The sequence below is a fragment of the Duodenibacillus massiliensis genome (assembly GCF_928721995.1).
Classification (GTDB): Bacteria; Pseudomonadota; Gammaproteobacteria; order Burkholderiales; family Burkholderiaceae_F; genus Duodenibacillus; species Duodenibacillus massiliensis.
Map to the genome: position 1 here is coordinate 1,682,602 of NZ_OV788642.1, position 11,796 is coordinate 1,694,397.

Consider the following 11,796-nt stretch of genomic DNA (forward strand, 5'->3'; position numbering starts at 1 on the left):
AAGGAGTGTGCTTTTGCGGGATTTCTTTTTTGGAGAATCCCATGAAAACACAGCGAAGCACGCAGCCGAAATCCGTGTTCGAACGCAGTTTGCCCATTGTGGCGGCGGCGCTCGGCCGTTTATGCGGCGTGGCGGTTGAAATCGGCGGTCAGGTGCCATCAACGGACGGCAAGACGATCTGGATGCCGGTTCCTGAGAACGTGACGGAAGATGACGAGCTCTCAACGCTCGGCATCCTCTGTCACGAAGCCGGGCACGTCAGGCTGACGAACTTCAAGGCAGTCGGTCAAAAGTGCACCCAACTGGAGCGCGCGATTGACAATGCCCTCGAAGATACTCGGATCGAGGCGGAGATGGGGCGGCTGTATCCGGGAGCCGAAGGTCTTTTTGAAAAGGCGCATACAGGCAAAGTTCAGGAACTTGTCCGCTGTGAGAAGTTTGACGAACGAACGCTGCTGCCGCTTTTTCTTCTGGTCGTTTCCGAGGAAAAACTCCTTTGCCGCAAATGGCTCACGGAACTTGCTAACAAGCTCCAAAGCCGTATGCAGGAGTCTTTCGGCAGGGAACTGACGGCAAAGCTCACGTCGCTTGCGCTTGAAGTCGAAAACGCCAAGAGCACGGTCGATGTGGCGGCGATTCGAAAGCGAATCATTCAGCTTTTGAAGTCTGAAGCTTCCAAGGAGCAGAACTCATGTCTTCAAAAGACACAAGAGGCGGCTTCACAGGAAGCTCGTGACGAGGATATGCCGCCGGAGTCGTCCCAAGAGAAATCTCATGGACAGTCCGAGACGTCACTGCAGCGTCTGCTGCGGCGCAGTCACGAACCGGTAGTCAATCCGATGGATCTCTCCAATGCATTCAAGCGGGTTCAGTCCGATGAGTGTACGGGTGGTTTATCGATTGACGTGTCGGGTCGGATACGTCCGGTGGCCAGAGATGAAGCCTTTGGGCTTGAACGACTGTGTCTGGCTCGCAAGGATTCGGTGTCTTTGCGGTTGGCTCTGCGCGGTTTGGTTCAGGCCAAAACCAGAAGCGGTTTGCGCATCACCGATCGAGGACGTCGATTTTCGGCTTCGCATCTGTGCAGGCTGGTTGTGTCGGATGCTCGTGTCTTTCAGGCGCGAGCGGATCGACAAGCTCCCGATGCGGCGGTTCATGTGCTCTTGGACATGAGCGGCAGCATGGGCGTAAAGGGCGGAGATCTTGCGGTACGCGCAAGTCTCGGTCTTGTGCAGGGACTTGAAGGCATCCGAGGCGTCAATCCGGCGCTGACGGTCTTTCCGGGAGCCGCTTGCGGGCGAGCGAAACATGCCGTGTGCACCGTGATTAAACACGGAGAACGGCTTGCAAGAGTCACACCCGGACAGATCGGCTGCATTACAAGTTGGGGTGGAACTCCGCTGCTGCAGGCTTTGCAGGCAGGAGGTTGGGCATTAGCCGCGTGTAGACAAAGCAAGAAGGCATTGATGCTGATTACCGACGGGCGAGTACGCGCTCCGGCAATCGAGAGGGTGATCGAGGAGCTGAAGAAGGCCGGCATCTATGTGCTGGGCATTCAGATCGGCGACTGCGACGACCTCAAGAATTTGTCGATTGACAGTGCGCATATCGACTCCGTCGAAGATCTGCAGCAGGTGCTTTTCGGCTTTGCCAAAAAAATCCTCTTGTGAGGAGAAATTCACTTTCATCAACCCGAAGGGGAGCTGACTTTCCCTTCGGGGGAAGGAGGGTTTCCTTCATTTCATCAGGAGGGCGCAATGGCCTATCAACTTGACGTTACGACTGTTCGTGAGGCGGCCAGAGGACACTGGGACGCGATTTTCTGTGCGCTTGCACCGACCTTTAAAGTGGCGATGCAGCGGCCGGGAAAACATGTTCCGTGTCCCGTGCACGGAGGAAAGGACGGTTTCCGACTTTTCGAAGACTATCGGGAAGCGGGCTCGTGCGTGTGCAATACCTGTGGAAATTTCCGAGACGGTTTTGCTGCGCTTCAGTGGCTGCATGACTGGAGCTTTGCGTACACGTTGTCTCGGGTGGCGAGTGTGTTGGGGCTTCAACCTCGGTACGGGGAAGAAGTGCTCGAACGCAGGACGCTCAATCGCGTATACCGCGGGCACATTCTCTTCATGGGGATGTCTGAAAAGCGATGCCCGAAAGCGTTTGAAGGTTTTGTCGTCGAGATTGACGACGAGATCTCCAAATCGGTTCGAGAGCTCGGAACACGAGCGCTGAAAACGGCTTTGGCTGAGGCCGGCATCAAGCCGCATGAGCGGGTTGAGATCGTGCTTGTGGCCAGAGAGCGTGTTCGACGTTTCGGCGGTGCTTGTCGTTATCGGTACGTCTGGTGCGTCAAGCACCTTGCTTCAAGAGCACGCGAGGAGCTTTTCGCAAGCGAGAAGGCGTACTTCAACGGTGAGCTTGCGCGAAGCATTCGAGAACACTGGCTTCGGGCGCTGAAGTATTCACCGATGGATGAGCGGCAAAAGCCGATGCAGAGATATCTGCAGCATCGTGCCATTGATGGTCTGGATGAGTCGATTCTGCGTGATCTTCGATTTGAGGAGCGCAGTTTTGACCGAGAAAGCCGTCGCTGGTACCCGGCCATGCTTGCAGCGGTGAGAGACGTTACCGGACAGTTGGTGACGCTGCATCGCACGCTGCTGACGCCGGATGGTCTGAAAGCCGAGGTGTCGACTCCAAAGCGCCTTATGCGATTGCCGGAAGGCAGAACCATTTCCGGATGCGCTATTCACTTCGGTGAACCGCAAGAGGTTTTGGCCGTGGCTGAAGGCATCGAGACGGCGCTTTCCGTGGCGCTTGCTACGGGATTGCCAACGTGGTCGTGCATCTGTGCGACGGGACTGCAACAGGTTGTGATTCCCTCCGGTGTCAAGCGCGTTCTGATCTTCTCGGATAAAGACCGCAGTTGCACGGGAGAACGATCGGCGCAGGGATTGTGCCGTCGGCTTCAAGTCCAAGGAATTGAAGCTGCCATCGAGGCGGTGCCTTTGGACATACCAAAGGCGGAAAAGGGCATCGATTGGAACGATGTTTTGGTCCGTATGGGACCAAGCGGATTTCCGGATGCTCTCTAACTCAACGCTCATCGTTTCTCAAGCAAATCGCCTGAGAAACGATGGGCTTCTTTTTAGGACAAACCAATGAAAGATTCAACCATAACCGAGAACATTGATATTCAGCAGTGCTGGAACCGGATCCGGCAAGCTCAAGTCTTCAAGAGTGTTTCATATCCTGTATGGAAGTATCTGCAGGGGCAGAATGTGGAAGCTGTCGTCGATCGGCAAAGAGAAGTTTTATGTGATGTCCTCTTGGCCAGTTCGCTCGAAGCTGAGGATCTGGCTTTTCTTATTTATTGGCACGGCGCTTCTCAAACACTGGGACGGGGGTTTCTTAAAGATTGGGACAGAAGCCTAAATTTTTGATTCTTATCTACTGGGACACTGATTCTTAACCATTGGGACACAGGTACACACCTTCCGTCCGCTAATGATTGACGCTAAACAAAAAGTGCTCTTGTTAACCTACAGGAGGCTTTATGCAAAAGCATCAAACTGAGCACATCAGGGCTGTCTTGCAGGCCCTTGATGAAAACATGTCCTATCGTGAGATTGAAGCATGGCTTCATATCTCCAAAACCGCAGCAGGCCGCATCAGGACGGCGGCAGTCAATTCCGGTTTGTCTACTCAAGAACTTTGCGGGCTGGATGATGAAGACCTTCAAAAGATCTTCTATCCGCCGACAGGCAAAGTACGTGTTGATCCGGACTGGGAACAGGTTCACAGCCTTCTCAAACGAAAAAAAGTCACACTTCAAATGCTTTTCGCTGAGTACGAAAAGCAGGCTGAAGGGGAAACCTACACTTACGCGTCATATTGCAGACGCTACAACGAGTGGAAGCAGGCCAACGGCATTTTCCGTATCGAAGGCAACACACAACGCTTGCCCGGCGAGAGAATGGAAATCGACTTTGTCGGTGATGACATTCCCTGGGTTGACTCCTATGGAGAGATCCACAAATCGAGGCTCTTTGTAGCGACATTGCCATTCAGTTGTTTGATTTTCTGCAAGGCTTACCAGGATGAAACACAAGCCAGTTGGCTCGACGGCGTCATCTCAGCCTTGGAATACTTCGGAGGCTCTCCCCAGGTCCTGGTCATGGACAATGCCCGAGCCCTGGTTCAAAGAGCTCACTGGCATGAGCCTGACATCCAGCCGGCAGTGCGCTCAGTCTGCGCTTACTACTCAATGCAACCATGGGCTTGCCGGCCGGCAAGCCCCAAACAGAAGAATCGGGTAGAAGCCGCTGCCGGGGATGTTGAGCGATGGATCATCGCTCAACTGACTCTGCACCAGCCGCATATTCTGGCTCCGGATATCGATACGCTTAACAGCCTGATTCGCAGGCGCATTGATGAAATCAATGCCCAGCCGTTCAGATCCAAAGGCTCAACCGGATCACGCCTCCAGAAATATGAGGAAGAAGAACGATCCTGTATGCGGGCTCTGCCGCCGTTGCGCTACGAACTGGGGCAATGGCGCTTGCTCGTTGCTGACAAGGCACACTGCATTCGTATCTCTTCTGATGCCGGGCACCGCTACAGCGTTCCTGCCGCCTATGCGCATAAAAAAGTTGCTGTGCGCATCTGCAGTAACACTGTCGAGATTTACGATCCGGACAGCAATCAAATGCTGGGGCGGCACATTCGCTGCACGAATCAGCACGGTGAGAAAACACACATTCTTGAAGAACACCTGACTGCGGCAGAAAAGAGTTATCGAAAGACTCCGGCTGACTGGATAAAGATTTTCATCCAAAAAGGATTATCCGAAGCCTTGGCAGATCGGCTTGTCTCTGTGCTGCAGGACAAACAGGGCAAATTTCCCGGCAGCCGCACTTGTTGCGCACTTCTGAGGCTTACCAAAACCTACACGCCGGCCATTCTGCGCAAAGCCGTAGCGCAAGCTCTGGAAGACGATGTCGTGAGCTACCGCTACATAAAGCTGCTCAGTGAAAAGTACAGCGTTGCTGCGGCTACTAACCGCAGTCTCTTTGTCAAAGAAGCAGAGCCGGTTGACATCCGGCACGAAAACATCCGCAATAACTATGAATAAGGAACAGAGATGACTACGTCATTTATTGATTTGAAGCCGCTGTTTAAGCGGTTGCGCATGAGCAGTGTCTGTGAGCATGCCTGGGAACTGGACAAGGATCCCGCAACAGCCGCCCTGACACACGCTCAATGGATCGAAACCCTCTTGAGAGCTGAAATCGTCCGCCGTGAAGATAAAGCGCTCAAGCGTCGCATTCAGGATGCCCAAATTCGCTACGTCGATGCCTGCTTCAGTGACGTTGACTATGACCCCGTCAGGTGTCTGGATAAGGCATTCATTGCCCAGCTGGCCAGTTGTGACTGGATCCGGCACCACCAAAACCTCATCATCACCGGGAAAACCGGCTGCGGTAAGACATGGATGGCATCAGCCGTGACAAGGGCGGCTTGTTTAGCTGGTTTCACTGCCAGAACTTACCGACTTGCTCACCTGCTGGCTGCAATTAAGGCCGGAGAAACTGCTCTTTTGGAATACACCTGAAACGAACAAGCACAAACCTCCCATCAAATGTCCATCAGAACTACAATCCTTGGATATTTGAACATTCCTGTTCTAAAGACACCTTTATCGAACACAGTATTCACGAGGTCGCCTATGGCCGCTGCCGCTAAAGTTGCTTACGCCAGAGTCAGCAGTCAAGATCAGAATCTTGATCGTCAGCTTGAGGCATTCAAGCTCATTGCCCCTGACCGTATCTTCACCGACAAATTGTCAGGCAAGAACATTGACAGACCAGGGTTTCAGGACATGATGGACTACGTCCGCGATGGGGATCATCTCTACGTCGCCAGCATGGATCGTCTGGCTCGCAACCTCAAGGATCTTTTGGAAGTAACTGAGTCTCTTCAGAAGAAAGGCGTGGCGGTGCACTTCCTCAAGGAAAATATTTCTTTAGACCCCACAGGTGATCAATCTCCCATCGCGAAACTGCTCCTATCAATGATGGGTGCCGTCGCTGAGTCCGAACGTTCGCTCATCCGTGAACGTCAAGCTGAAGGAATTGCCATCGCCAAAACTCGAGGCGTTTATAAAGGACGAGCACCGATCAGCTCCGACCTGATCGCTCAGGCCAAAGAAAAGATTGCGATGGGGGTTCCCATTTCCCGTGTTGCCAAGAATCTCAAGATTGGACGCACGACAATCTACAAATACCTGAGGGAATCTGAGGCACCGGGAGCGCAAGCATGACGAAACACATTGACCTTGAAACAGAAGAAGACACCAAAGAACGACGCATTACCCCTGCACTTAAGGCTGCCGGTTGGTCTTCGTCAATGATCTGGATGGAGTATTCGCTGCGAAGCGATCGCTTTCGTATCGTCCCGGAAAAAAACATTGCGTTGAAAGTCAAACCCACCGGCAGAAATAAGCCTGATTATCTCCTTTGTCGGAACGTCAACTGCCCATTAGCAGTGGTTGAAGCAAAGAAGGCTTCCAAATCGGCAGAAGATGGCATCGATCAAGCCATTACTTACGCCAAGATGTTGGACATTCCTTTTGCCTATGCATCAGCAGGCGAAAAATTTATCGAGTTCAACCTTAAAACAGGCAAACAGAGGGAGTTGGCAATGACTGCCTTCCCCTCGCCAGAAACACTCTGGAAGATGTGGTGCGAAGCTCGTGGCGTCCCTGTCGATCGAGAAGATGCAATGGCCGACGCTCAGTATTACACGAGCGAAGACGGCAAAGTTCCTCGCTACTACCAGATGGTGGCCATCAATCGCGTGGTCAATGCCATTGTCGCCGACAAGAGACGGCGAGCACTTCTTGTCATGGCCACGGGAACCGGCAAGACCTACACGGCATTTCAGATCGTTTGGCGACTTCGTTGCGCCGGGATTGTCAGAAATGTCCTCTATCTTGCGGACCGTAATCAGTTGGTTGATCAGACCATCGTCGGGGACTTCGCACCCTTTGAAAAAATCCAAACAAAAATTCAAGGCGGAGAGATCGACTCCAGCCACTGCATTTACTTTGGCCTTTATCAGCAATTGAAGGGGCGCGAAGATGGCGGAAGCGGAAAAACATTCGCCGACAATTTTCGTCAGGTACCCCCCCAACTACTTCGACCTTGTCATCGTTGATGAGTGTCACCGCGGAAGTGCATCCGAAGAAAGTAGTTGGCGAGAAATTTTGGAATATTTCAAGCCAGCCATTCAGTTAGGGCTTACGGCAACACCCAACAAAAAAGACGGTTCAGACAATGCAGCCTACTTCGGCGAACCGCTCTACACCTACTCTCTTAAACAGGGTATCGAGGATGGATTCCTAGCGCCGTTTCAGGTCGTCAGTGTTTTTCTGGACAAAGATCGTGACGGTTGGGAACCTCAAGAGGGCGAGCGTGACATCAATGGTCAACTAATCGAAAAACGACTCTATACCTTGGACGATTTCGACCGGCGCCTTATCTTGGAAAACCGTACGAAAGTTGTGGCAGAACACGTAACAAAGTACCTTCATCATTTGGGCCGCATGTCAAAAACAATTATCTTTTGTACGACCCAAAACCACGCAGCTCGCATGCGTGATGCGATACGTCGGTGCAATGCGGATTTAGTAGCTGAAGAACCGTTTTATGCCGTCCGTATGACCGGAGATGACGAGGAAGGTCGCAAACTGTACTCAAGCTTCACGAGTCCCTACGAGCCTTATCCTGTAGTCGTCACAACGTCGAAACTACTGACAACCGGAGCTGATACAAAATGCGTCAAGCTAATTGTGCTCGATACGCCAATTCGCTCAATGACTGAGTTCAAACAGATCATTGGACGTGGAACTCGCTTGAGAGAAGATGCCGGAAAAACCTTTTTCACGATTCTCGACTTCCGCGGCGCATGTGAACTCTTTAAAGATCCGGACTTCGACGGAGACCCGGACGTGCAGACAGAATGGGGCGAAGGAGATCCGGTTCCAACAGGCGGCAACGATAAAAAGCCAGTTCTTCCTCCAATCACACCTCCGGCTCCGGAACTACCGGGAGTAGTGCTCAAACCTGGAGAGAATGATGGGGCATCGGGAGAAAAGGTAGTTTATCAAGTACGCGGGGTTCCTGTTGAGGTAGTCGGCTCTTCCGTGAGTTACCTGGACGAGAATGGCAATCTTGTTACTACTAAGTTTCGGGATTACACACGGCGCAACATTTTGCGTGCATTCGGATCCGAGGCTGATTTCATGGAAATCTGGAACGGCTCGGAAGAAAAGAAGGCTATTCTGGAGCGGCTTGAGCGCGAGGGCGTACTTTTTGATCAACTTCGCAAGGAACTTAAAAACCCGGACGCAGATGAATTTGATCTGCTTTGCGAGATCGCATTTGGTCGCACACCAATGACAAGACAAATGCGAGCATCCAGAGCAGCTCGTGGCAAGTTCTTGGAAAAATACCAAGGAGTAGCTCGAAAGGTTCTAGAAATTATGATCGACATCTACGCTCGTGAAGGCGTACGCGAAGTCGATAACATTGCAGTGCTTCGCAGCGAAGAATTCAAAGAGCTCGGTGGCCCAGTTAAAGTTGTCAAAGCTTTCGGTGGCAAACCTGCCTATCGTGCTGCAATCATGGATTTGGAAAACGCTTTATACCAACCGGAAGAATCCCGGTTATTGATATCAACAGTGGAGACTGAATGAGCATCGGAAATTTTGTTAAGCGCATGAGAGACATCATGCGCCAGGATGCGGGCGTCAACGGTGATGCACAGCGAATTGAACAGCTGACGTGGATGCTGTTCCTGAAAATTTATGACGACGCAGAAAGCGTATGGGAACTGATGGACGATGACTTCGAATCGATCATTCCCGAAGCACTTCGTTGGCGCAACTGGGCGAATACAGATCGAAGCAATGTCAACATGCGCAAAGGCGATGCTCTCATCAGCTTTGTCAACAACATCCTGTTCCCCAAACTGCAAAGCCTCCAACTCCCGCCCAACTGCCCACGCAGAAAGAGTGTCGTCAAATCGGTGTTTGAAGACATTCACAACTACATGAAGGACGGCGTACAGCTCCACGAAATGCTCGTTCTCATCAATGAGTTCGACTTCAGTGACCCTCAAGAGACACATGCCTTCGGTTTGATTTACGAATCAATTCTGAAAGAGCTCCAAAATGCCGGCAGTGCGGGCGAGTATTACACGCCTCGTGCTCTGACCGACTTCATGGCTACTCACGTAAACCTCAAACCAGGCGACATGGTGGCCGACTTTGCCTGCGGTACCGGCGGCTTTTTGAATTCTGCTCGACGGGTACTTGAACCGCAGGCCGCAGCCGGTACAAATGAAGATCGAGAACTCTTGAGTCGCTCGTTCTTCGGTATTGAAAAGAAGCCATTGCCTTATCTGCTTTGCGTAACGAATTTACTTCTCAACGGTATAGACGAACCCAACATCCAACACACCAACTCGCTCGCCACAAATGTCCAAGAGTTCGGCGAGAAAGACAAGTTTGACGTTATCCTCATGAACCCTCCATATGGTGGGAGTGAGAAATCCGTCATTCAGGGGAACTTCCCCGAGCAGTTTCGCAGCGCGGAAACAGCGGATCTCTTTATGACGCTCATCAGCTACCGTTTGAAGAAAAACGGTCGAGCTGCCGTGGTCATTCCCGATGGTTTCCTGTTCGGATCCGGAGCAAAACGAGCAATCAAAGAGCGCCTCATCACGAAGTTCAACGTACATACAATCGTTCGTCTTCCGACGAGTGTCTTCGCGCCGTACACCTCAATCGCGACAAACGTCATTTTCTTTGACAACACGGAACCAACCAAAGAAACCTGGTTCTATCGCGTGGACATGCCCGAAGACTACAAGCACTTCTCGAAAACTAAGCCCATGCTTCTTGAGCATCTCAAAGAGCTTGATGCATGGTGGACGGATCGCAAATCCATTTCTGTAGACGGTTTCGACAAAGCACGTTCCTACACACCTGAAGAGCTCAAGAACAACGACTACAACCTCGATCTATGCGGATTTCCGCAGGAGGAAGAAGAAATTCTTCCTCCAAAGGAGTTGATTGAAAAGTACCAGGCTGATCGTGAGGCCCGTGAACGCGTCATGGATGAAATGCTTTCTAAGATTCTCGCGAAGATCGGAGAAGCGGAATGAAAGCAGATACTTTGAAGAAATCTATCCTTCAGTGGGCCATTGAAGGGAAGCTAGTTCCTCAACTAGAAAGCGAACCTGCAGTAGAACAAATCGGTGAGACTCCAGAGGATGTGTCGTTTGCGATACCAGAGAAGTGGAAGTGGGTTCAACTCAATAATGTGACTACGCAAATCACAGATGGAACACATCATTCGCCTGTAAGCTTTTCAAAGGAGGATCCTCGAGGAAAGTTTCTATATATTACGGCGAAGAATATTAAGTTTACTGGAGTTGATTGCTCCACAGCAACTTATGTTACTGAAGATACCCATAAGGAGATTACTTCTCGTTGCCTTCCTGAATACAGAGATGTCCTGTATATTAAAGATGGAGCCACTACAGGCGTAGTAACCGTAAACAATATTGAAGAACCATTTTCACTTTTATCTAGCGTTGCTTTAATAAAACCGATTAAATTAATGTTGGATCCTGATTTTTTATCATTTACTCTTCGCTCCAAGAGTATGACCGACTTAGTGCGCGGAAAGATGAAGGGAACAGGAATTCCTCGAGTTACACTAAAAATTTTAAAAAAATTTTCTATTCCGCTTCCTCCCTTAGAAGAACAACGCCGTATCGTTGCCAAACTCAACGAACTTCTCCCTCTTGTCGAAATCTACGGGAAAGAACAAGAAGCTCTCGAGAAGATGGAAAAGGAGTTTCCGGACAAGTTACGCGCTTCGCTGTTGCAGGAGGCCATTCAAGGTAAGTTGGTTCCACAGCTAGAGAGCGAACCTGAGGTTACACAGATCGGAGAGGCTCCAGAGGATGTCCCGTTTGCGATTCCGGAGAAGTGGAAGTGGATATCCGCATCATATGTGCAGACTTTGGTAAGAGGGATCACTTTTCCTGCTAGTGCCAAAACCAAAATGCAGACTCACAACAGCATCTGTTGCCTGACTACTGGATCTGTACAAGAAAAATATGCAAGCAAGGCAGATGTTTTTGTTGATCAATCTTTTATGAAGAATACACGTCAGATTCTTCAAGTGGGAGATGTGGTGATTTCATCTGCAAATTCTAAGGAACTAGTTGGTAAAAGCATTCTTTGGGAAGACGACTCTGGAATACAGAAAACCTTCGGTGGATTTCTAACTGTAGCAAGAGTCAAAGACAGCCAAACTATGATTCCTGAATATCTATTCCTTGTTTACAGGTACATGTTTAAGACTGGATATTTTGCCAATCTATCAACACAAACAACTAATATTGCAAACTTAAGTAATAAACTTTTGGATTCTTTGGTATTTCCCATTCCTCCTCTAGAAGAACAACACCGCATTGCAGCAAAACTCAATGAACTTCTTGGCGCTGTTGTCCAACTCGAAAACACCATTTCTGCAACGTAATCCCTTGAACTTCGGATTCTGAAAAACAAATGCCCGGCGGTCACCACTATCGGGCATTTGTTTACTCAAGACACTCGCTTTTTGCTGAAAACAGTGCTCTGCAAGCTGCGGAACAAAACAAACTTCCCTAAGAGTGCGGACATTTTCTTGGACTATTGGACGCGTCAGTTGGCACGAT

Annotated in this window: 10 protein-coding genes; all 10 read left to right on the forward strand. The window is 50.5% G+C overall.

Translation table 11 applies throughout. The features are described from left to right. The first annotated feature begins 41 nt into the window (after positions 1-41). The 10 genes from NXF97_RS07800 (at position 42) to NXF97_RS07845 (ending at position 11,618) form a co-directional block, all read left to right on the forward strand. The gene (locus NXF97_RS07800; protein ID WP_274955636.1) at positions 42-1,670 is read left to right on the forward strand and encodes a hypothetical protein; all 1,629 of its coding nucleotides are present in this window, start codon (positions 42-44) and stop codon (positions 1,668-1,670) included. A gap of 87 nt (positions 1,671-1,757) precedes the next feature. Next, the gene (locus NXF97_RS07805) at positions 1,758-3,095 is read left to right on the forward strand and encodes a DUF7146 domain-containing protein (protein WP_274955637.1); all 1,338 of its coding nucleotides are present in this window, start codon (positions 1,758-1,760) and stop codon (positions 3,093-3,095) included. A gap of 66 nt (positions 3,096-3,161) precedes the next feature. Continuing rightward, on the forward strand, positions 3,162-3,443 hold the full coding sequence (locus NXF97_RS07810) for a hypothetical protein (protein ID WP_274955638.1): 282 nt from the start codon (positions 3,162-3,164) through the stop codon (positions 3,441-3,443). Between the two features lie 113 nt (positions 3,444-3,556). Beyond that, complete coding sequence (gene istA, locus NXF97_RS07815) at positions 3,557-5,134, forward strand: IS21 family transposase (RefSeq protein ID WP_274955416.1); 1,578 nt, start codon at positions 3,557-3,559, stop codon at positions 5,132-5,134. Between the two features lie 9 nt (positions 5,135-5,143). Continuing rightward, positions 5,144-5,614: an ATP-binding protein gene (locus NXF97_RS07820; protein WP_274955639.1), complete on the forward strand. Its 471-nt coding sequence runs from the start codon at positions 5,144-5,146 to the stop codon at positions 5,612-5,614. A 114-nt stretch (positions 5,615-5,728) separates the two neighbouring features. After that, positions 5,729-6,322 (forward strand): recombinase family protein, encoded by a 594-nt coding sequence (locus NXF97_RS07825; protein WP_274955640.1) that lies wholly within the window; start codon positions 5,729-5,731, stop codon positions 6,320-6,322. Continuing rightward, positions 6,319-7,218 (forward strand): DEAD/DEAH box helicase family protein, encoded by a 900-nt coding sequence (locus NXF97_RS07830; RefSeq protein WP_274955641.1) that lies wholly within the window; start codon positions 6,319-6,321, stop codon positions 7,216-7,218. Before NXF97_RS07825 ends, NXF97_RS07830 begins: the two co-directional genes overlap by 4 nt. Beyond that, positions 7,142-8,758 carry an EcoAI/FtnUII family type I restriction enzme subunit R gene (gene hsdR / locus NXF97_RS07835; RefSeq protein ID WP_274955642.1) on the forward strand — a complete coding sequence of 539 codons (1,617 nt, stop codon included), beginning with the start codon at positions 7,142-7,144 and terminating at the stop codon, positions 8,756-8,758. Before NXF97_RS07830 ends, hsdR begins: the two co-directional genes overlap by 77 nt. Continuing rightward, positions 8,755-10,230, forward strand: a complete 1,476-nt coding sequence (locus NXF97_RS07840; protein ID WP_274955643.1) for an HsdM family class I SAM-dependent methyltransferase — start codon at positions 8,755-8,757, stop codon at positions 10,228-10,230. Before hsdR ends, NXF97_RS07840 begins: the two co-directional genes overlap by 4 nt. Beyond that, positions 10,227-11,618 (forward strand): restriction endonuclease subunit S, encoded by a 1,392-nt coding sequence (locus NXF97_RS07845; RefSeq protein ID WP_274955644.1) that lies wholly within the window; start codon positions 10,227-10,229, stop codon positions 11,616-11,618. The genes NXF97_RS07840 and NXF97_RS07845 overlap by 4 nt, the downstream gene beginning before the upstream one ends. Positions 11,619-11,796 lie beyond the last annotated feature (178 nt).

Coding starts and splice junctions, on each gene's coding strand:
- NXF97_RS07800 (WP_274955636.1), top strand. CDS start 42: ATGAAAACACAGCGAAGCACGCAGCCGAAATCCGTGTTCGAACGCAGT.
- NXF97_RS07805 (WP_274955637.1), top strand. CDS start 1,758: ATGGCCTATCAACTTGACGTTACGACTGTTCGTGAGGCGGCCAGAGGA.
- NXF97_RS07810 (WP_274955638.1), top strand. CDS start 3,162: ATGAAAGATTCAACCATAACCGAGAACATTGATATTCAGCAGTGCTGG.
- istA (WP_274955416.1), top strand. CDS start 3,557: ATGCAAAAGCATCAAACTGAGCACATCAGGGCTGTCTTGCAGGCCCTT.
- NXF97_RS07820 (WP_274955639.1), top strand. CDS start 5,144: ATGACTACGTCATTTATTGATTTGAAGCCGCTGTTTAAGCGGTTGCGC.
- NXF97_RS07825 (WP_274955640.1), top strand. CDS start 5,729: ATGGCCGCTGCCGCTAAAGTTGCTTACGCCAGAGTCAGCAGTCAAGAT.
- NXF97_RS07830 (WP_274955641.1), top strand. CDS start 6,319: ATGACGAAACACATTGACCTTGAAACAGAAGAAGACACCAAAGAACGA.
- hsdR (WP_274955642.1), top strand. CDS start 7,142: ATGGCGGAAGCGGAAAAACATTCGCCGACAATTTTCGTCAGGTACCCC.
- NXF97_RS07840 (WP_274955643.1), top strand. CDS start 8,755: ATGAGCATCGGAAATTTTGTTAAGCGCATGAGAGACATCATGCGCCAG.
- NXF97_RS07845 (WP_274955644.1), top strand. CDS start 10,227: ATGAAAGCAGATACTTTGAAGAAATCTATCCTTCAGTGGGCCATTGAA.